Source organism: Prevotella sp. RM4, from assembly GCF_000701965.1.
GTDB classification, from domain to species: Bacteria; Bacteroidota; Bacteroidia; order Bacteroidales; family Bacteroidaceae; genus Prevotella; species Prevotella ruminicola.
The window spans coordinates 690746-712247 of sequence record NZ_JNKG01000007.1 but is presented as its reverse complement, the minus strand read 5'-3'; the positions used below and the strand labels follow the sequence as shown (position 1 = coordinate 712247).

Below are 21502 nucleotides of genomic sequence, written 5' to 3'. Positions count from 1 at the left end.
TACATATGAAGAAAACTATTATCGCACTCGTAGCACTCGTGGGACTCACCACCACAGCTACCGCACAGAACAATGTGTTAGAATCAGCACAGAAAACAAACAACTACTTCATGATGAAGTATAGTGACCCTACCCTTCCCACCAACGTGAAGAAGGTGCGCCCCTCGTCGCTTTGGACACGTGCCGTGTACTACGAGGGACTGATGGCCCTGAATGCCATCGACCCACAGCAGCGTTACATCGATTACGCCATGACCTGGGCCGACTTCCACAAGTGGACACCACGCAACGGCGTGAACACCCTTGATGCCGACGACCAGTGCTGCGGACAGACCTACGTGGAACTGGCAGCTTTGAAAGGTGGCGACCAGAAAGCACTCTTAGCTAACGTCATAGCCAATCTGGATCACCAGATGGGTACCCCAAACTCAAAGAAGCAAACCTCTACGCCCAAGGCCAAGACCAACGTGAACTCATTGTACGGCTGGTGGACCTGGATTGATGCCATACAGATGGCTATGCCACTCTACATGCAGATTGCAAACGTTACTGGCGAACAGAAATATCGCGACCACGCCATGCAGATGTACCGCTGGACTCGTAACGAGTGTGGTGGTGGTTTGTTCAACACCAAAGACGGTTTGTGGTGGCGCGATGCCGACTACGTACCACCTTACAAGGAAAAGGATGGTAAGGACTGCTACTGGAGCCGTGGTAACGGTTGGGTGTATGCCGCCATCGTACGCTGCATGAACCAGTTGAGTCCTAAGAGTAAAGAATATAAGGAACTGAAGAAGGACTTCCTGCTGATGAGCAAGGGCTTGCTCAGCTGTCAGCACGAAGATGGTTTCTGGCATGCCAGCTTGGTAAGCGATGCCGACTACCCTACCCCCGAGATGACTGGTACCGCCCTGTTTCTCTATGGTATGGCATGGGGTATTCAGCAGGGGTTGCTCAAAGCCAAGACCTATCGCCCTGCATGCGACAAAGCCTGGCAGGCACTCGCATCATGCGTACATAACGATGGATTCTTAGGATGGAACCAGGGCACAGGAAAGGAACCCTCAGCCGGACAACCTGTTACCTTCGACAGCGTACCCGACTTTGAAGACTATGGCACAGGCTGTTTCCTGCTTGGCGCTTCTGAGTATTACAAACTTACCAGATAATGAGGAAATTCTTAACCATAATATGTGTGGCGTGCTGCTATGCCTCGGCAACCTTTGCCCAGGCATGGCCGCAGCCCAAACCAGAAGCTAAACCCGGCACCCGTTGGTGGTGGCTGGGTTCTGCTGTTAATCAGCGCGACCTGCAGTGGAACCTCCAGGAGTATGCCCGTGCAGGCATAGGCGCTGTGGAGATAACGCCTATCTATGGCGTAAAAGGTAACGATGCCAACAACATCGCTTACCTATCGCCCCAATGGATGCAGGCCCTGCAATCGGTTCAAGACATCGCACGTCCGTTAGGCATCGAGGTGGATATGAACTGCGGTACCGGTTGGCCCTTTGGCGGTCCGCACATCTCGTTAGATCAGGCTGCTTGTCGGGCGATTATCAAGGATACCATTATTAATGGCAAGCACCAGTATGAGGTTGAGATTGGACGCACCAAGCAGAAGGTAAAACGTGCCGCTCCTGGTGGCGAAGGCTGGGTGGTGGATCATTTCGACCGCAACGCCGTAGCGCACTACCTGGATCGTTTTGAACAGGCATTTGCAACATCGGGCGTACCTTACCCTCACACGTTCTTTAACGACAGCTACGAGGTGTACAAGGCCGATTGGACACCCACCCTGTTCGATGAGTTCCAGAAACGTCGTGGATACGACCTGCGTACTAAACTGCCCGAACTGTTAGGCAAGGTAGATGATGGCAACCAGACGTTGGCCGATTATCGCGAAACACTCAGCGATATGCTGCTCGAGAACTTCACCCAGCAGTGGGTGACTTGGGCACACAAGCATGGTGTAAAGGTGCGCAACCAGGCTCATGGCTCACCTGCCAACCTGCTCGATCTTTATGCCGCTGTAGATATTCCAGAGATCGAAGGGTTCGGTCTTTCAGAGTTCGGCATTAAGGGCTTGCGCACCGATCCTGGCAAAACCCGTAAGAATGATAGCGACGTGTCGATGCTCAAGTATGCATCGTCGGCTGCTCATGTCATGGGCAAGCCCTTCACATCCAGCGAAACGTTTACCTGGCTCACCGAGCATTTCCGTACCTCGCTCTCACAGATGAAGCCCGATCTCGACCTGATGTTCACCTGTGGTGTAAACCACGTGTACTTCCATGGTTCGTGCTACACCCCACAGAACGCTGCCTGGCCAGGTTGGAAGTTCTATGCATCGGTTGATATGAGTCCTACCAACTCTATCTGGCGCGATGCCCCTTACCTGATGAAGTACATCGAGCGTTGCCAGAGTTTCCTGCAGTTGGGCGAGCCTGACAACGATTTTCTGGTATATCTGCCCGTACGCGACATGTGGCACCAGCGTGATAACAACAACACGCTACTCATGCAGTTCGACATCCACTCGATGGCCAAGAAAGCGCCTCAGTTTATCCGCAGCATCCTGACGATTGACAGCTTAGGTTACGACTGCGATTACATCAGCGATCGTCAGTTGGCTAAGGTACGCATTCAGGATGGCATGCTTGTAACCGAGGGTGGCACCCGCTACAAGGCGCTTATCATCCCCAGCGGCACCACCATCGATGCGTCGCTGCAAGCACAGATCAACCGCTTGAACGCCTATGTGATTCGTGGCGAACAGGCTGCCGACATGGCCAAGTTTGCCAAAGCCGAACAGATGAAGACCACCTACGGCTTGCGCGCCATCCGTCGCCATACAGCCGATGGCTGGCACTACTTCATCGTAAACCTCACACCGAAGGATATTGCAGGCGATGTAACCCTGGCAGTACCTTTCGAGAGTGCTACCTGGTTCAACCCCATGAACGGTGATATTCAGCCTGCCGAAGTACATAACGGACAGCTGCACATCGCCCTCAAATCAGGCGAGAGCCGCATCCTGCAGACGTCAAATCAACCTTCAACAAATATTGCTACAACTGCATCCGGGACCGAGGAGATAACCCTCCAAGGTCCATGGGTGCTTTCATTCACCGACGAAAGTCCACGTGTTGAAGGCACGTTCAAACTGAACAAACTCCAGACGTGGGAGACACTGAGCGACAGTGCTGCCGTTACCATGGGTACAGGTGTTTATACCACCAGCATCAAGCTTTCGGCCCAACAAGCTAAGCAGCACTGGAAGATTGACTTAGGCGACGTACGCGAGAGTGCCCGTGTGTATATCAACAGTCAGTTTGTAGGTTGTGCCTGGGCCGTACCATTCATTCTGGATTGCGGCAACACTCTGCACAAGGGCAAGAACGAGATACGTATCGAGGTTACCAACCTGCCTGCCAACCGCATTGCCGAGCTTGACAGAAAAGGCGTACAATGGCGCAAATTCAACGAGATTAACGTGGTGGATATCAACTATAAGAACACCACCTACGCCGATTGGAAACCCGTTCCAAGTGGACTGAATACAACCGTTAAACTGGTTCGTTAAGTCGCACGTTACTTATTAAAATAATGTACGTAAACGTTTCGTATTCGAAAACGTTTACGTGCTTTTTTACGCACTTTTTTACCATCGAATAGCCGATTTTTAAATTTTTTATACTATATTTGCACCAATTTAAGGACTAATCTCTGAGAAGTAATTGACTTACTATTATAATTAATAACTTAAACATCAAAGTATGAATCAAGCAATGAGAAGATTGTGCAAACTGTGTCTCTTAGCAGCATTCTTTGTACTGGCTCCCCCTGAGGTGCTGGCTCAAACGATTGCGAAAGGACAGGTGTTTGACTCAACTAACGAGCCCGTTATTGGCGCTACAGTTGTAGAAAAAGGTAGTCCTAAAAACGCTACGATTACCGACTACGACGGTAACTTTAACCTCACGCTGCAGAACAGTAAGCAGGTTGTAATTACCTACATCGGTATGAAATCCAAGACCGTTACCATCAGCGGTGCCCCCGTTAAGGTAACCATGGAAGACGACAACACCACCCTGAACGATGTGGTAGTAATTGGTTACGGTTCGGTTAAGAAGAAAGATCTTACCGGATCGGTAGCAACCGTTAACAGCGAAACCTTGCAGGCTGTACCTGTAGCCAATGCCTCAGAGGCCCTCACCGGTAAGATGGTGGGTGTACAGGTAACTACCACCGAAGGTTCGCCCGATGCCGAAGTAAAGATTCGTGTTCGTGGTGGTGGTTCTATCACCCAGAGCAACGATCCCCTTTACATCGTTGATGGATTCCCCGTTGAGACCATCAGCGACATTCCCGCAAATGATATCGAGGACATCACCGTACTGAAGGATGCATCATCTACCGCCATCTATGGTAGCCGTGGTGCTAATGGTGTTATCCTGGTAACCACCAAGAGCGGTAAGGAGGGTAAGACCAAGGTAAGCTACAATGCTTACTACAGCTGGAAGAAGATTGCCAAGAAGCAGGATGTGCTGAGCGCACGCGACTATGCTACCTGGCAGTACGAGCTGGCCTTGCTGAAGAACAATAACGATCCTGAGAAGATCTCGTCGTACACCGATTATTTCGGCAACTATCAGGATCTGGATATGTACGACAATATTGCCACCAACGATTGGCAGGATTTGGTTTACGGCCGTACCGGTCACACCTTTAATCACAACATCAACATCAATGGTGGTACCGAGAATATCAAGTATGCATTCAGCTATGCACACATGAACGATAAGGCCATCCAGATTGGTTCAAGCTTCAAGCGTGACAACTTCAGTCTGAAGCTGAACACCAAGCCCACCAAGACCACAACACTCGATTTCCAGGCACGTTATGCCGATACCGATATCCGTGGTGGTGGTGCACAGGATGCTACTGGTGTATACGATTCTGACCACCGTCTGCGTTATGCTGTTATCTACAGCCCATTCCCCATCAAGAACCTTGATCCATCAGCCGGTTCTGCCGATGACGACTTAGGTAACCTCTACAATCCTATCCAGGCTCAGTGGGATAACGACCAGAAGAAGGAACGTAAGAACCTGAACATTGCAGGTGCTTTTGGATGGGAGATTTACAAGGACCTGAAGCTGCGTACCGAGTTTGGTTACGACGACTACAACAACTACGACCAGCGTTACTGGGGTCTTACCACCTATTATATTAAGAACGTACCAGCAGTTGACAACCAGAACATGCCAGCCATCCGACTGACATCAACTAACCGTCACCGCTTCCGCAATACCAACACCATCAACTACGACTTCAAGAATCTGATTAAGAACGAGGATCACAAGTTGAACCTGATGGTAGGTCATGAGTACGTGATTACCAAGCAGCGCGTTAATACCGACGAGGTACACGGTTTCCCCACCGACTTTGATGCCGAGACCGCTTGGAAGCTCACCTCACAGGGTGTGCCCTACTCTATCGACGATGCTTACAGTGCTGATGATAAGCTGCTCTCTTTCTTCGGTCGTTTGAACTACAACCTGAAGGACCGCTACCTGCTCAGCGCTACATTCCGTGCCGATGCTTCGTCAAAGTTCAACAAGAGCAACCGCTGGGGTTACTTCCCATCAGCAGCTCTGGCTTGGCGTATCTCTTCAGAGCCATTCATGGCCAGCACAGCCTCTTGGCTCGACGATTTGAAACTGCGTGTAAGCTACGGTACTGCTGGTAACAACAATATTCCTGTTGGTCAGCTTGTACAGACTTATAGCGCCAGCTCTACCGCTTGGGTAAACGGTATCTCTTCATACTGGGCACCATCAAAGACGATGGCTAACCCCGACCTGAAGTGGGAGACTACCATCACACGTAACGTGGGTATCGACTTCACCCTGTTCGGTGGTAAGCTGAACGGTACTATCGAAGCCTATCTGAACACCACAAAAGATCTGCTCATCCAGTTCCCTGTTGGAGGTACAGGTTACGACAACCAGTATCGCAACATGGGTAAGACCGAGAATAAGGGTCTTGAGTTCAGCTTCACCTACCACATCGTTAACCAGAAGAACTGGGGTATCGACGTGAGCGGTAACATCGGCTTCAACAAGAATAAGGTGAAGAGCCTTGGTGTGATGAACGACTTTGGTTGGAACACCAACTGGGCTTCTACCGAAATCGGTAACGACTACTGGATTTCTGTAGGCGATCCTCTCGGACAGGTAATGGGATTCCGCATGGATGGCGCTGGTCGCTACGAGGTAACCGACTTTGCCGGCTACGATGCTAAGCAGGGCTGGATCCTGAAGGAGGGTGTTGCTGATGCTACAGCCGTAGTAGGCACTATCCGCCCAGGTTCACTCAAACTGAAGGATCTGGATGGTGATGGATTCGTTACTTACGAGAACGATGTTGAGGTTTTGGGCGATGTAAACCCAACTGCATTCGGTGGATTCACCCTGAGCGGTCACGCTTACGGCTTCGACCTGAGCGCTGCCTTCAACTACAGCATTGGCAACAAGGTTTATAATGCTAATAAGATTGAGTACACCTCAACCTCAAAGTACCAGTATCGCAGTATGAGCACCGAGATGGCTGCTGGCAAGCGCTGGACCAACCTCGATCCTGAGACCGGTCTGCTCAGCAACGACCCAACCCGTCTGGCCGAGCTGAACGCCAACACCACTATGTGGAGCCCTTACATGAGCCGTATGGTACTTACCGACTGGGCTCTTGAGGATGCTTCATTCCTGCGTCTCAACACCCTGTCGCTGGGTTACACTATTCCTGCTGCCCTCACCAAGCGTGCTGGCATTCAGAGCCTGCGCTTCTATGCAACAGCTTACAACGTATTCACCATTACTGGTTACAGCGGTTTCGATCCTGAGAGCGACTGCTACCGTCGTACTGCTCTTACACCAAGTGTTGACCACTCTGGTTATCCACGTAGCCGCCAGTTCGTTGTAGGACTCAATTTGAATTTCTAAAATGAAGGAGGACATGAAAATGAAGAATAATATCAAATTAGCTATACTGTCAATGTCGCTGATGGGTCTGGCCTCGTGCGACATGGATGCCCCCAGCATCTCAACCCTCGACGAATCATCGGTATTCGCCACCTACTCGCTGGCCGAATCAGAGGTGATGTCGATCCACGTATCATTTGGCGAGACCAACTCATACCGTGGCCGTTTCCTGCCCTACTACGGTGTTAACACCGATGTAGAATGGGGTAACGCACCATCGTATGCCGACCGCGTAAGCGATAAGCAGAGTCTGTGGAACTACAGCACTCAGGCTGCTAACGGACAGATGAACACCGCCAACAATGCCTACGCAAAGTTCTACGAGGGTATCGAGCGTGCCAATCTGGCCATCAAGGGTATCCGCCAATATGGTAACATCGAGAACAACGCCGATATGCGCCACCTGTTAGGCGAGGCCCTCACCCTGCGTGCCGTTATCTATAACGACCTGCTGAAGGCTTGGGGCGACGTGCCTGCACGTTTCGAGCCTAACAACTCAGATAATATGTACCTGCCCCGTACCAACCGCGACGTGATTTACAAGCAGTTGCTGGCCGATCTGTTAGAGGCTGAGGACTATTGCTACTGGGCTAAGGAGAATGCTATCACCAAGACTACCGAGCGTGTAAACAAGGACTTTGTTAAGGCCCTGCGTGCCCGTCTGGCTCTCTATGCAGGTGGTTACGGTCTGCGTGGCGATGGCTATCGCCTGTCGAAGGATCCCGAGTTGGCTCCTGAGAAGATGTACCAGATTGCCAAGCAGGAGTGCGAAGAGGTGATTGCCCATGGCAGCAGCAAACTGGGTTCGTTTAAGGAGAACTTCGTTAAGCTCTGTCAGGATAATGTAACAGCTGGTGGCGAAAGCCTTTGGGAGATTCCATTCTCTGCCGGTCGTGGCCGTGTGCTCTACACATGGGGTTTGAAGCATAACGCTAAGGACCAGTACACCCAGCAGTCGCAGGGTGGTATCAACCGCGCAGTTTCTACTCTGTACTACGATTATGATCCCGAGGACATCCGTCGCGACATCACCGTGGTACCTTACGAGTGGAGTAAGGACCTGAAGGATGGCAATGCGCACGTTGTGCTGAGCGGCTTGAACAAGATGTGCTTCGGTAAGCTGCGCTACGAGTGGATGAGCCGCATTGTTACCAGTACCAACGACGATGGTGTGAACTGGCAGTATATGCGCTTGGCCGATGTTTACCTGATGGCTGCCGAGGCCGAGAACGAACTGGGTAACACCGCCGCTGCATGGAACTACATGAAGCCAGTATTGGATCGCGCACTGCCCGCTGCTAAGGTAGCTGCCCTGCAGACCAAGTACACCGCTAATCAGCAGGCTTTCCGTGAGGGTATCTACGATCAGCGCGCCCTCGAATTTGCTGGCGAGGCTCTGCGTAAGGCCGACCTCGTACGCTGGGGTATCATCGACCAGAAGATGGCTGAGGCCAAGGCTAAGCTCCAGGCTCTGCAGACACGTACTGGCGCATACGCAGGACTGCCTGATAAGGTTTATCTGAAGACCGTTGAAAACGAGAGCGACATCCAGATTTACGGTATGAACAAGGGTGAGGACGATCCCGCCGTTATCAACGCCCTCGAGGGTGATTGGGAGAACAAGAACTGGTTCGGTACTGCCGATAAGCCAACTCTTACCGACGATATCATCGACGGTCTCTACGTAGCCACCCCAAGTCTCAACTGCCTGTGGCCTATCTGGCAGAACTTTATCGACTCAAGCAACAACATGCTGAACAACGATGGTAACTACGGTCAGTTGTCTGATTGAAAATTGAACATTGAAAATTGAAGATTTTTTATGAAAAAAATATATTTAAAATCTATCGTATTTGGTCTGGCTACTGTGGCTTTAGCTTCATGTAGCGACGTTGCCGACGAGATTACGAGCATTGTGTATAACCGTAATTTCTCGCCCACCAGCGTAGAGGCCAAGGTGCGCAACCGCACCAATATCGAACTGAGCTGGAACCTTGGCGATGGCGTAACCAACTATAATGTTGAGGTTTATGCCAACGACAGCTTAACCTTTGCCGGTTCTCCCGTACAGAGTTTCTCTGTAACACCCGATCAGGTGCCCGTGCTTATAACAGGTCTGGATGGCGAAACCCAGTACTCATTCCGTGTTCAGGCCACCGATGGCGATGCCACACGCGACTCAAAGTGGAGCGGTGTGTATGCCAAGACCGAGGCCGAGCAGCTGTTCAAGAACGTGAAGGAAGAGGATATCAAGGCAAAGGAAGTGACTCTGCGCTGGACAGCCGGCGAAGAGGCTGCCACCATCACCCTGACTCCTGGCAACATTGTGTATAACATCACAGCTGCCGATATCGCAGCTGGTGCTGCTACCGTTACAGGTCTTACACCTGAGACCGAGTACACCGCTGTAATGGCACGTGCAAACGGTAAAACCCGTGGTAAGATTAGCTTCACCACAGGCGTATATCTCGAAGAGACCGACATCCTGGTTAAGGCCGGTTCTAATATCGCACAGGCCATCACCGACGCTCCTGAAGGCTATCGCCTCATTGTGGAGCCTGGCACATACGGTATCGCTACCGACGAGGCTGCATTTGGCGGTTCAGTAACGGTTAGCAAGAATCTCACCATCAAGGGTCTGCGCCAGAACGATCATCCTGTTATCCAGGGCCGTTTCAAGGTAGAAGCTTCGCTCACTATCGATCAGGTAACACTCGATGGTAAGGGCACCGATGGCGGTCAGGCATTCGATTTCACAGCTGCCAACACCATCGACCACTTCACTGTTAACAATAGCGAGGTGGCCAACTACACCAAGGGATTCTACTATGTGAATAAGGCTGCTAAGATTAACAGCTTGGTTATTAACAACTGTCTCATCAGCAACATCGAGTGTGATGGTGGTGATATGTTCGACTGCCGTGCAGGTGCTATCCTGATGCTCAACATCACCAACAACACTATTTGGAACTCTTGTAAGGGTCGTGACCTGGTACGCTACGACGACAAGTCAAGCAACTTTGCCGGTGTAGCTCCTGTCATCACCATCGATCACAACACCATCGTAGGTGCTTGTAACGATGCAGGAAAGCGCATCCTCTATGTTCGCTTCAAGGGCAACAGTATCACATTCACCAACAACATCGTAACCGCCTCTGCCGGTAACTTCTCTAACCAGAAGAATACCGCCGTGCCTACATTCGAGAACAACTTCTACTCAGGAGCTGATGGTTACGTAACCGAAGGTGCCAACGCCAATGCCCTCTTCGTAGATAAGAGCGGAACCATTGCCGATCCTCAGTTCAAGGATGCCGCTAATGGCGACTTCACTGTAGGCAACGATGCCGTGAAGGATAACAAGGCTGGTGACCCACGCTGGTTCTAATCCACAAGTGATTACATAAAAAAAAGAGAGCTGTGCATGATGCACAGCTCTTTCTTTGTTTAGAACGTAAGACGTACAAATACGGGATAATGATCAGAAGGAAGGCGCTTTTGATGCTTCTGGAAATTAATCTCCTGAGGAGCATCGGCGCCTTTTACTGTATCTGTTTGTTGGGGTGCTTCCGACCAGTAGGTATTGGTCAGCACGCCGTAACGCTGTACGGTAAAGGCTGGCGATACAAACACGTGGTCGATACGACTGGCGGTCTTCAATTCAGGATCCCAGCTGTTAAAGGTACCGTTCTCGGCAAAGCGGAACTGAGCCTTCTCAAAGCTGTCGTCCAATACACCCGACTGTGTAAAGATACCATAAATCTCGTTAGTCTGATCAACATTGAAATCACCTGTCAGCACCACGGGCTTACCCTTAGCAATCTCTTTGATACGCTGCACCACCAGTTTGGCACCCTCGCGGCGTGCCACAGTACCTACGTGGTCCATGTGCAGATTAAAGTAATAGAACTTCAGGCTGGTACCCTTGAGTTTAAAATAACCCCACGAACAGATACGCACACATGCGGCATCCCAACCCAAACCAGGCTTCTCAGGGGTTTCCGACAACCAGAAGTCGCCATGATCCAACAGTTTGATTTTGTTACGGTCGTAGAAGATGTTTGAGTGCTCGCCGGCATGCTTACCATCATCGCGACCTAAACCGATACAGTCGTAATCGGTCAGTTGCTTTAATAAGTCCTGACGCTGCGACTCCAATACCTCTTGAGCACCAAAGATGTCCGGATGCTCAAACAGTATCTGACCGCACAATACCGGCATGCGCTGCTGCCAGGCATTACCTGCTTTGGCATCGCCGTCGTTCTGGTAACGAATGTTGTAACTGCCCACGTAAAGTTCCTGGGCCTGTGTAGCAATGCTGGCTGCCATCATCATGGCAACCAGCATAAGTTTACTGAATACTTTCATTAGTAGCGTTTAATTATTTGTGTAAATGAATTGAATAAATTATCTGTTCGATTCTACTTCGGCACGCTTTGCACGATAGTAACGATCCACGAAATCAATCTGCTCACGGTTAGGCACATTAATCAGCGATGCACCATTGCTGAACTGCATAGTGGTTGGCTTGCTCTCGTCGAAGGTTGGCCAGTAAGGCAGCCCCTTACCGTTAGGATTACCCGTCTTGGCGAAGTTTATCCAGTACTGCTGAATGATTTCGGCCACTGCACTCTCGGCAGGATATTTTTCGCTCTGCAGCAGGAAGTGACCGTTCAGGTACATGATATCATCGGCATGAGCCACACCCTTACGACGTGGATCACGTGAAAAACTCATCTCCGAAGGCTGAGCCAGATAAGCCGCATAAGCCGCACTCTTACCAGTCTTGGCCTGCAAGCTAACCCATGCATACGATGGCCATGCAAAGCCCATATCACGGAAGGCATCGCCAAAGCCGTGCCAAGCCTCGTCGTTGGTAGCACCAGGATAGAACTTCAATGCCTCGTCGGCCCAAGCACCAAAAATGCTCTTCAGCGTTTTCTGATAGTCCTCGGCAGTAATGTTACCTGGGGCAAACAGCGCACCCTCGTCACTGTTGGTCATCACGATTACAGGCACATCGTTATACTCGCCGCGCTCATACATACGATACTGGTCGTCGCAAATCACGTAACCATCCACGCAAGGCCAGAAACCAGCAAAGCCCACGTTACCATCGCACAGTGCCATGGCATCCATGGCACGCAGCTGCTTCAGATTCTTTTTCTTCAGATGCTTCATAAAGGCCACACCCTGCTGCTCGGCACCCTTCTGCGAGGCATCAAGTCCTAACGAACGTGGCGCATCGCTCCAAGGCGCAAACGAGCCACCGCTATGACTGATACAACGATGGAACAAACCACGTGCCAAAGGCGATGCACACAGCATGCTACAGCTGATGGCACCAGCACTCTCACCAAAGATGGTTACCTGATCAGGATCGCCACCAAACTGGGCAATGTTACGCTGTACCCACTGCAGGGCATAAATCTGGTCTAACAATCCGTAGTTACCCGAATGGCCGTCTTTGCTTTCCTTAGTCAGTTCGGGATGGGCCATAAAGCCTAAGGCACCTGTACGGTACTCGATGCTCACGATCACTACACCACGCAGTGCCAGGTGCTTCCACAGGTCGCCACCATACCACTCGGTCTGGAAACCGCCACCGTGAATCCATACCATCACAGGCAGTTTGTCGTTTACGGTCTTAGCTGGTGTGGCAATACCCAGATACAGGCAGTCCTCGCTCATCATATCGGCCGTACGACCAGGACGTGTGGGCTGTGGAGGCATTTTCCCAAACTCATCGCACACGCGTACACCCTCCCAGGCCTTGGCAGGCTGTGGAGCGCGCCAACGCAGATTACCAACAGGAGGTGCTGCGTATGGGATGGCCTTATACACGGCCAGTCCATCGTCCAGTACACCTTGTACATCACCAGTCTCTACATGTGTAGTCAGGAGCGCTTGCGCCTGCACAGCAGTGCTGGCTGCCATCACAATGACAACCAGCAACAGTTTTCTAAGTAACACTTTCATCACTTGTTTAATTATTATTTTTTAGTTGTTGTACATTCATTTACCAGATACACAATACTCATATAAGGTATGCCTGTGTTCGATTCGAGACCGATCTCACAGGTACGACTGTTAGAGTAGCCCACCTCGATATGGTTAGCCTCAATCTGTGGGCGCAGCTTGCGCAATCCGTACTTATTCAGCTCTGGGAAAGTAAAGCCTCTGTCGCCAGCAAAGCCGCAACAGCCCACACCCTCGGGTAGGAACACGTTGTTAGAGCACAGCTTAGCCAAAGCTATCATATCCTTATCTACACCCATCTGTCGCGTAGAACACGTCAGGTGCAGTGCTATATGACGGTCGATAGGATGGAAATCCAATCGAGGTACCAGGAACTTCATAATAAACTCGGCAGGCTCGTAGAGGTGCATCTTATGCATCACCTTCTTCATACGGTGCAGACACGGACTCTGGGCGCACAGCACAGGATACTTACCCTCCTCGCTGGCTTTCCACAGGGCTGCCTCCAGTTCGGCACTCTTACGGTCGGCAATATCCAGCATACCCTTACTCTCCCATATCTGGCCACAGCACATACGCTCCATGCCCTCTGGGAAGATTACCTCGTAGCCAGCCTTAGCCATCAACTGTATCACCTCATCCACCAGGTCGTGAATCTTGCCACCACTCTTCGACTGTCCCATGGTCTGATTGATACAGCTGGGGAAGTAAACCACCTTTGAACATTGAACATTCTTGCCTTGCAAGCCAGCAGAGCTGGAGCGGAACATTGAACATTGAACATTTTTATCTTCTGTTTGCGCAGCAGAATGGTCAATGGTCAACGGTGAATGGTCAATGGAATTAATGATAAACTGCGTCAGGTCGCTCTTCTTGGGCTGGCGATGCTTCTTAGGCATAGCGGTAGTCCAGAGTGGCAGGCCCATCTTGTTCATCGTACGACATACGGTAGTCATCAGTGTCGGACCGAGTGTGACGTGTGCGGCATGTGCCACGTCGAGCACTACGCGCAGTCCGCTCTTAATGCCCGCCATGTGCTTGGATGCATAATCGCCCACCCAGTAGCCCAACGGACGTGTGTTCATATCCAGTTGTCGTATCAGGTGCGTCAGCTCACCTGTGTTTATCTTCATGGGGCATGACGTTGAACACAGACCATCGGTAGCACAGGTCTGATCGCCATAGTACTTATACTGTTTCTGCAGGCGCTCCAGGCGCTCGTCGTCCTCACCGGTCTTAATCAGATGACGAATCTCGCGCTGTACGGCGATACGCATACGAGAAGATAGTGTGAGTCCGCACGACATACAGTTAACCTCGCAGAATCCGCACTCAATACACTTGTTGGCACGCTTCACCTGCTCGATGGTTTCCTTGGCTGTACTCAGCTTGGGATCCATCAGATAATGGCCGCCATCAGGCACACTCTTGAAATCGTAATCCAACTCAGGCAGCGGCTTCAGGCACTTGATAAAGCAGTCGGGATCGTCGTTGAATATCACACCCTGGTTCAGTAGTCCGTTCGGGTCGAAGATAGCCTTCAGCTCCTTCATCACCTCGTAGGCCTTCTCGCCCCACTCGTACTTCACAAACGGTGCCATGTTGCGACCTGTACCGTGCTCGGCCTTCAAACTGCCGTCGTAGCCCTCTACCACCAGCTTGGCCACATCGCGCATCATCTCGGCATAACGGGCCACCTCGTGCTCATCGGCAAAGCTCTGATTCAAGATAAAGTGGTAGTTACCCTCAAAGGCATGACCGTAGATACATGCATCGTCGTAGCCATGATCGGCTATCAGCTTCTGCAACTTCACGGTAGCCTCAGGCAGACTCTCGATGGGGAATGCCACATCCTCAATCAGGCACGAGGTGCCTACCGGACGTGTACCGCCTACCGATGGGAATATACCGCTACGGATGGCCCAGTACTTACCGTACACAGCCGGATCCTCGGTAAACTCGGCAGGAATATAGAGTTTGAATGGACCTAAGCACTCCTTAATCTTCTCGATCTTCAACAGCAGCTGATCGTGGGTAATACCCTTGGTCTCGGTCAGTATAGCCGTTAAGTTATGGTAATCGCCAGGCTGCACGCCCTCAATCTTACCGGCATCCACATCCTGCTTATACTGCAGATAAACGGGATCATCAACCGATGATAGCGACTTATAGTCGAGCATCTCGGCACTCTTCACCATCAGGTTCTCGGCGCTCATCTCCAGGTCTTCGTCGCCAGCCTTCAGCTTCTTCATAGCCACCACAGCCTCGCAACTCTCCTTCATGGTCATAAAGTAAACCATGGCCGATGCCTTGAACGGATAGTCCTTCAGTGTTTTCATCGTTACCTCCGACAGGAAGGCCAGTGTACCCTCGCTACCTACGATAGAGTGTGCGATGATATCAAACGGGTCGTCGTAAGCCACCAGTGGGCGCAGATTCAAACCCGTTACATTCTTAATACTGTATTTCTTGGTAATGCGATTAGTCAGCTCCTGGTCGGCACGTACCTTGTCACGCAGTGCCTCGATCTTAGAGATAAAATCAGGATGTTGTTTCTTGAATGCTTCGCGACTCACCGGGTCGCCAGTATCCAGTACCGTACCATCCGTCAGGATGATACGCGCCGATAGCAGCATACGGTCGCTATTGGCATGCACGCCGCAGTTCATACCCGAGGCATTGTTTACCACGATACCACCTACCATGGCAGCACCGATAGATGCCGGATCGGGTGGGAACACACGTCCGTATGGCTTCAGTATCTGATTAACCCTCGCCCCCACTATACCAGGTTGCAGCTTGATGCTCTCGGCTGTATCCGAAAGCATATACTTCTCCCAATGCTTGCCAGCCACAATGAGCACGCTGTCGGTACAGCTCTGTCCCGAGAGCGATGTGCCAGCAGCACGGAAGGTAAAGGGCAGTTTATACTTGTCGCACAACTGTACAATCTTTGATATCTCGGCCTCACCATCACTACGAAGCACTACCTTCGGAATCTGGCGATAAAAACTGGCGTCGGTACCCCAACCTAAGGTACGTAGCTCGTCGGTGTAAATGCGCTCGGCAGGCATGAATCGCCGAAGTTCTGATAAGAATTCGTTTAGCATAGGGCGCTTGGGTTTAGTTATACTTCGATTTTTGTGAGCAAATATACAAAATTTTTCGATATCACCACACTTTTTCAACGTTTTTTTGACTCTTTTGATTTTTTCACAAAAAAATCGTGGTACGTATCAAAAGTTTTCGTATATTTGTCGGCAGAACTTATATAAATATTCACTAACACTAAAATCCTATGTCAGCATTAGTATCTGCTATCCCTATTCTGTTACTCATTGTATTAATGATGGGTTTCAAGGTATCTGGCTACAAGAGCGCTATCGTTACGCTGATTGTAACCGTTGTATTGGCACTGTTCGCAGCACCAGCCTTAGGCATTGTGCCCGAGAAGTATGCACAGGCAAGCATTGTTGGCATCACGCTATGGTCGGTAGTCGAGGGACTGCTCAAGGCCTGCTTCCCTATCATACTTATTATTATATGTGCGATATTCAGTTATAACATCCTTTGCGAAACCAAGGAGATCGAGACGATTAAAACGCAGTTTATCCAGATGACCTCGGATAAAGGTCTGCTGGTACTGCTGCTTACATGGGGTCTTGGTGGTGTGCTCGAAGGTATGGCAGGCTTTGGTACGGCTGTGGCCATCCCGGCAGCCATCCTGATTGGCTTAGGTTTCAAGCCCATGTTCTCGGCTGTAATCTGTTTGATTGCCAACACCGTAGCTGTAGGCTTTGGTGCTGTGGGATTGCCCGCCACCACACTGGCCAACCAGGTTGCTGCCAGCGGTACCGCTACCCCCGAGGAGCTTTGCGAGGTAGCCACCTTTATTATCCTGCAGCTGTCGCTCATGTTCTTTATCACCCCGTTCCTTATCCTGATGCTTACCGATAAGACCAAGGTTGTCAAGAACATCTGCATTGCATTGTTTGTGGGTTCGTTCTCTATTATCGTGCAGTTCTGCTGTGCCCACTTTATCGGTCCTGAGACACCAGCCATTCTGGGTTCGGTAGCCGCCATCGCCGCCATGCTGATTTACAACAAGCTGTTTATACACGATGAGAATCCTAATGACGAGGTGAAGGTTGAGAAGAAGAACTTCGGTCTGGTTAAAACGCTCAAGGCCTGGAGTGTTTACGGTTTGATTATCTTCTTCATCCTGATCAGTAGTAAGATTGTGCCTCCTGTTAACGAGCTGTTGGGTAGTACACTGGTTACCAAGTTCGAACTGCCCGTTATTGGCAACACCTTTAAGTTTGGCTGGCTGTCGAATGCCGGACTGATGATTTTCCTGGGTGCTGTGATTGGCGGATTGATTCAGGGCATGAGTATCGGTGCCTTGCTGAAACTGCTGGCCAAGACCACACTGAACCTGCAGAAGACGGTGGTTACCATCTGCTGTCTGGTGGCCATGGCTATGCTCATGAACAATGTAGGTATGACTAACGATATCGCTAAGGGTCTGGTAATGCTTACCGGCGTGGCCTTCCCATTCTTTGCACCGCTCATCGGTTCTATCGGTACGTTTGTTACAGGTAGTGCCACCAACGCCAACATTCTGTTTGGTAAGCTGCAGGCCACTGCCGCTACCGACTTAGGATTGGTTAACCAGGGCACTTTCTTTGGTGTGAGTGGTAGCGAGACCAACTGGCTTGCTGCAGCCAACTGTGCCGGTTCCGAAGGTGGTAAGCTGCTGTCGCCACAAAGTATCGCCATCGCAACCGCAGCATGTGATATGGAGGGTCAGGATGGCGATATTATGCGTAAGACCATGCCGTTCGCTATCTTCTGGATACTGATGAACGGCCTGATGGTATTCTTAGGCTTGCACGTTATTTAGCAGGCTGCAGGTACCAGCGTACCGTCCAGCTTAGCTCAGCACCGGGAGCCAGGGTTGTATAAGCACCTTGGCTCTCGAGTTCTATATAGGTCTTGCCACGGTTCACGTACACCTGAATCTCGGCCTCACCAGGAGCAGGCTCATCAGCCTTCAGGTCGGCAAACTTCTTGGTCAGCACCAGTCCGTTGTTCTCGTAGCTCAGCCAGCCCTTACCGTCGGCATTCACCTTACGGTTCTGCTGGGCCTCGTCGGCAGCATAGCAAGCCACTCCGTCTTTCTGCTCAAAGTTCATCAAGCCAGCAGGCCAGATGCTCTCCACAGGGGCATCAAACTTAATCACACCGGCATTAGGCACACGGGTAATCTCCCAAGGAGCCACTTTACGTTCCTCACCACTCTCGTTTATGATCGAATAGGTAATCACAATGGCACCATCCTTCTTGTCGGTACTGAAGTCCTTGCGCACACGGTACTTCAGCTTCTCCGATACCGGACTGGTCATCACCAGATGCCCGTCTTTCTCTACCACCTCGTACACGCCCTTGTCGAGTTCGAATACGGGAGGCCAGTTCCACTCCTTCTGCGGACTTGTCCAGAAGGTGCTACCGAAGCTTTCGGGCCACCTGAGCTGCGAAATAACTTCCTGATCCTGATACTTGAGCGACGTGATTTTAGCGCCCTTTTCGGGGGTGATGGTCATGGTTACATCACCAATCTTCACCTCTTTGGTCTGAGCCATAGCAGCCGATGACATGAGCAGGGCTACAGCCGAAAGCATTACAATTCGTTTCATACTTATAGTTGATAATGATTTTTTTGATGTTAGACGCACGCCAAGGGCAAAAGTTAAGCCTCATTATAGTTCGTTAACGTTAGTTGTTTTGTTTTGTGCGCGCTTAATCGTACCTTTGCACCCGAAATGGATAAACTTTGGAATAGGAACTACTGCAAGGTAATGGCAGCCAACTTTACGTTGTTTTTTGCCTTTTACGTGCTTACACCACTGTTGCCGCTCTACCTGAGCGAGCACTTCGGAGCCACTAAGGACGTGATCGGACTGGTGCTTTCGGGCTATACCATCACCGCCCTGCTGTTTCGTCCGTTCAGCGGCTATGTAGTAGATTCGTTTCCCCGCAAAATGGTGCTCATGGTGTCGTTTAGCGTGTTTGCCATCTTCTTTGCCGGCTACCTGGCCGCCTCTACCCTGTTGCTGTTCACCATTGTGCGCACGCTGCATGGCGGTCCGTTCGGCGCCCTCACCGTGGCCAATTCTACCGTGGCCATCGATGTGCTGCCCAGCAGCCGTCGTACCGAGGGTATCGGCTATTACGGCTTGAGCAACAATCTGGCCATGGCCATCGCCCCCACCATCGGCATTTTCATCTACCAGCTTACCAACAGCTTCGAGTTTCTGTTCTGGTTAGCGCTCATCGTAGCCACCACAGGCTGGCTGATCGATAGTACTGTAAAGCTTAAGCCTAGAGATTCTAGCCAGGCTAGAAGCTCAAGGCTCTCACTCGACCGCTTCTTCCTTACACGTGGCTGGCTGTTGGGCCTGAACATGGTGGCTTTTGGCTTTAGTTTTGGTGTGCTTAGCAACTATCTGGCCATTTATGGTAAGGAGGTAATGGGTATTACCGGTGGCACAGGCACCTATTTCATGCTGTGCTCAGTAGGTCTTATCCTCAGTCGCCTGCAGGGTAGCAAAGCCCTCCGCGACGGTCGTGTAACCCATAACGCCGCTACCGGTATGGTCATCTCCCTGGTAGGCTACACATTGTTCATTTTAATGCCAACGCTAACTCAATGTTCAATGGTCAATGTTCAATGGTCAATGTTCATCGGCTACTACGGTTCCGCATTGTTGATTGGCTTAGGCAACGGTCATATGTGGCCTGCGTTCCAGAACATGACCATCAATGTGGCCACCAACAAACAGCGTGGCACTGCCAACAGTACCATCCTTATCTCGTGGGATATCGGTATGGGATTAGGTATTCTGGCTGGTGGTATCGTAGCCGAGCTCATTAGCTATAGCGCAGCCTTCTGGACGGTAGTACTCGTTAACGGTACGGGTGTAGCCACGTATTTCCTGGCTACGCGCGCCTTCTTCCTGCGCCGTAACCTCAATCCTACCGTACGATAAAATCAATGATTAGCGTACCAGCCCCTTCTTCATGTCGCGCATCTTACAAGGTATCCAAACCGTAACATGGGTACCCTTGCCTTTCTCCGACTTCAGGTCGATGGTGCCATGCAGCCCCTCAACAATCGACTTGCAGATAGATAAGCCCAGACCCGAACGCTGATTAAACAGTGCCAGCGAATCGTTACCCTGAATGAGTGTTGAGAAGTTCGACTTGAAGTCCTGAGGCTCACCGTCGCCTGTATCAATCACTTCTATCTTCAAGCCATTATCGGCATAATCATAATCGATGGTAATGGTACCCTCCTGGGTGTGCGCAAGCGCATTGTGCAACAGGTGTGTCATCAGCTGATACATCAGGTTGGTATCTACCATGCCCTTGGCGTGAGGCGATAATGGCGAACGTACAACTACTTGTACATTGGCACCTGCGTCGCGCTGAGCCTCACGGCGATACGACGCTATCAGCTCGGCCAGATTCACCTCTATCAAGGTAAAAGTGGCCATATTACTATCAAAGCTCGACAGTTCGAGTAGCTGCGATATAAAATACAGCAGCTGCTTACCATTCTGGTTAATGGTAGTCATCATGGCTTTCAGTTTCTTCGGATCAGACTCTTCATTATCCAGCAGCTTCTGACTATCGGTAATAATAGCATTCAAAGGCGTACGCAAGGCATGACTCACATTGGCCATAAACACCGTTTTAATACGCTCGCTACGCTGTGCACGACCTATTTCATTTCTTAGGCGCACGTGATAATAATGCTGCACCAAAAAAAGACAGATTGCAAACAAAACCAGAATCAGAATAAAAATAATCGATTGCCAACTCATAATGCTGTATTTTAGGTTTTAGACTGCAAAGATAAGAAATAATCCGAAAAAAAAGAAGCAGTTAACATTTGTTAACTGCTTCTCCAATGTTTTATTATGCAATGTCTATCTGTCGCGATAGCTTTACCTTCTCTTCTTCTATCTTAGGCAACTCTACGGTAAGTACTCCGTTCTCTACGCGTGCCTTAATGTCCTCCTTCTTCACATCGTCGGGCAGTATCAGTGTCTGCTCAAACTTCGAGTACGAGAACTCGCGGCGCAGATAGCGCATATTCTTATCCTCATCCTTGTGCTCCTGCTTCTGTTCCATCTTAATAATCAGGTTGCCCTCATCGTTAATATGAACATTAAAATCCTCCTTCTTCATGCCCGGTGCTGCAAGCTCTACGGTGTAGGCCTTGTCGCTTTCTTTTACGTTAATAGCAGGTGCTGTGCAATTTGCCTTCGGCATATACTCGGTGTCGAACAAATCTGCAAATACACTTGGAATCCAACTGTTAGTTCTCATTACTGGCATCATAATTTTTACCTCCTAATTCTATTTTTTTAAATTGTTAAACCATGTTGTTGAGCGCCTAGTGGCGTTCACAAGCCATG

Annotated in this window: 13 protein-coding genes; 7 read left to right on the top strand and 6 right to left on the bottom strand. The window is 50.4% G+C overall.

Features of this window, described 5'->3' with window-relative positions:
- Positions 1 to 5: 5 nt before the first annotated feature.
- The 5 genes from T499_RS0104160 to T499_RS0104140 all read left to right on the top strand — a co-directional run bounded on the left by T499_RS0104160 (position 6) and on the right by T499_RS0104140 (position 10428).
- Positions 6 to 1169 carry a glycoside hydrolase family 88/105 protein gene (locus T499_RS0104160; RefSeq protein ID WP_033149834.1) on the top strand — a complete coding sequence of 388 codons (1164 nt, stop codon included), beginning with the start codon at positions 6 to 8 and terminating at the stop codon, positions 1167 to 1169.
- Positions 1169 to 3583 (top strand): glycosyl hydrolase, encoded by a 2415-nt coding sequence (locus tag T499_RS0104155; RefSeq protein WP_052173370.1) that lies wholly within the window; start codon positions 1169 to 1171, stop codon positions 3581 to 3583. The genes T499_RS0104160 and T499_RS0104155 overlap by 1 nt, the downstream gene beginning before the upstream one ends.
- 205 nt (positions 3584 to 3788) lie before the next feature.
- Positions 3789 to 7004, top strand: a complete 3216-nt coding sequence (locus T499_RS0104150) for a SusC/RagA family TonB-linked outer membrane protein (protein ID WP_198021236.1) — start codon at positions 3789 to 3791, stop codon at positions 7002 to 7004.
- 19 nt (positions 7005 to 7023) lie between these two features.
- Positions 7024 to 8835: a RagB/SusD family nutrient uptake outer membrane protein gene (locus T499_RS0104145; RefSeq protein ID WP_033150191.1), complete on the top strand. Its 1812-nt coding sequence runs from the start codon at positions 7024 to 7026 to the stop codon at positions 8833 to 8835.
- 30 nt (positions 8836 to 8865) lie between these two features.
- Entirely contained in the window at positions 8866 to 10428 is a 1563-nt protein-coding gene (locus T499_RS0104140) for a DUF4957 domain-containing protein (RefSeq protein WP_052173366.1), read from the top strand.
- Between the two features lie 59 nt (positions 10429 to 10487).
- Here the strand turns inward: T499_RS0104140 and T499_RS0104135 are convergent, their stop codons facing one another.
- From T499_RS0104135 to T499_RS0104125, 3 genes are read right to left on the bottom strand one after another with little or no spacing between them, the layout of a single operon-like run.
- On the bottom strand, positions 10488 to 11408 hold the full coding sequence (locus T499_RS0104135; RefSeq protein WP_232221044.1) for an endonuclease/exonuclease/phosphatase family protein: 921 nt from the start codon (positions 11406 to 11408) through the stop codon (positions 10488 to 10490).
- 39 nt (positions 11409 to 11447) lie between these two features.
- The gene (locus tag T499_RS0104130) at positions 11448 to 13019 is read right to left on the bottom strand and encodes a carboxylesterase/lipase family protein (RefSeq protein WP_232221043.1); all 1572 of its coding nucleotides are present in this window, start codon (positions 13017 to 13019) and stop codon (positions 11448 to 11450) included.
- Positions 13020 to 13033: 14 nt separating this feature from the next.
- The gene (locus T499_RS0104125; RefSeq protein ID WP_033150188.1) at positions 13034 to 16129 is read right to left on the bottom strand and encodes an FAD-binding and (Fe-S)-binding domain-containing protein; all 3096 of its coding nucleotides are present in this window, start codon (positions 16127 to 16129) and stop codon (positions 13034 to 13036) included.
- 188 nt (positions 16130 to 16317) lie between these two features.
- Between T499_RS0104125 and T499_RS0104120 the strand changes: the two genes are divergently transcribed.
- Positions 16318 to 17922, top strand: coding sequence for an L-lactate permease (locus T499_RS0104120; RefSeq protein WP_013065494.1), 1605 nt, complete (start codon positions 16318 to 16320; stop codon positions 17920 to 17922).
- On the opposite strand, the gene T499_RS0104115 is transcribed toward T499_RS0104120, so the two are convergent.
- Positions 17915 to 18715, bottom strand: a complete 801-nt coding sequence (locus tag T499_RS0104115; protein ID WP_143010881.1) for a hypothetical protein — start codon at positions 18713 to 18715, stop codon at positions 17915 to 17917. The two genes, T499_RS0104120 and T499_RS0104115, sit on opposite strands and share 8 nt — an antisense overlap.
- Before the next feature lie 126 nt (positions 18716 to 18841).
- Between T499_RS0104115 and T499_RS0104110 the strand changes: the two genes are divergently transcribed.
- A complete protein-coding gene (locus tag T499_RS0104110) occupies positions 18842 to 20068 on the top strand; it encodes an MFS transporter (protein WP_033149830.1) in 1227 nt (408 codons plus the stop codon).
- A 9-nt stretch (positions 20069 to 20077) separates the two neighbouring features.
- Here T499_RS0104110 and T499_RS0104105 read toward each other — a convergent pair whose 3' ends face one another.
- Together T499_RS0104105 and T499_RS0104100 are read right to left on the bottom strand one after the other, a co-directional pair.
- The gene (locus tag T499_RS0104105) at positions 20078 to 20824 is read right to left on the bottom strand and encodes a sensor histidine kinase (protein ID WP_177168138.1); all 747 of its coding nucleotides are present in this window, start codon (positions 20822 to 20824) and stop codon (positions 20078 to 20080) included.
- Between the two features lie 175 nt (positions 20825 to 20999).
- Positions 21000 to 21425: an Hsp20/alpha crystallin family protein gene (locus T499_RS0104100; protein ID WP_033149828.1), complete on the bottom strand. Its 426-nt coding sequence runs from the start codon at positions 21423 to 21425 to the stop codon at positions 21000 to 21002.
- Positions 21426 to 21502 lie beyond the last annotated feature (77 nt).

What these genes read in the sequence shown, in the direction of transcription:
- T499_RS0104160 (WP_033149834.1), top strand. Translation starts at nt 6, where the DNA reads ATGAAGAAAACTATTATCGCACTCGTAGCACTCGTGGGACTCACCACC.
- T499_RS0104155 (WP_052173370.1), top strand. Translation starts at nt 1,169, where the DNA reads ATGAGGAAATTCTTAACCATAATATGTGTGGCGTGCTGCTATGCCTCG.
- T499_RS0104150 (WP_198021236.1), top strand. Translation starts at nt 3,789, where the DNA reads ATGAGAAGATTGTGCAAACTGTGTCTCTTAGCAGCATTCTTTGTACTG.
- T499_RS0104145 (WP_033150191.1), top strand. Translation starts at nt 7,024, where the DNA reads ATGAAGAATAATATCAAATTAGCTATACTGTCAATGTCGCTGATGGGT.
- T499_RS0104140 (WP_052173366.1), top strand. Translation starts at nt 8,866, where the DNA reads ATGAAAAAAATATATTTAAAATCTATCGTATTTGGTCTGGCTACTGTG.
- T499_RS0104135 (WP_232221044.1), bottom strand. Translation starts at nt 11,408, where the DNA reads ATGAAAGTATTCAGTAAACTTATGCTGGTTGCCATGATGATGGCAGCC.
- T499_RS0104130 (WP_232221043.1), bottom strand. Translation starts at nt 13,019, where the DNA reads ATGAAAGTGTTACTTAGAAAACTGTTGCTGGTTGTCATTGTGATGGCA.
- T499_RS0104125 (WP_033150188.1), bottom strand. Translation starts at nt 16,129, where the DNA reads ATGCTAAACGAATTCTTATCAGAACTTCGGCGATTCATGCCTGCCGAG.
- T499_RS0104120 (WP_013065494.1), top strand. Translation starts at nt 16,318, where the DNA reads ATGTCAGCATTAGTATCTGCTATCCCTATTCTGTTACTCATTGTATTA.
- T499_RS0104115 (WP_143010881.1), bottom strand. Translation starts at nt 18,715, where the DNA reads ATGAAACGAATTGTAATGCTTTCGGCTGTAGCCCTGCTCATGTCATCG.
- T499_RS0104110 (WP_033149830.1), top strand. Translation starts at nt 18,842, where the DNA reads ATGGATAAACTTTGGAATAGGAACTACTGCAAGGTAATGGCAGCCAAC.
- T499_RS0104100 (WP_033149828.1), bottom strand. Translation starts at nt 21,425, where the DNA reads ATGATGCCAGTAATGAGAACTAACAGTTGGATTCCAAGTGTATTTGCA.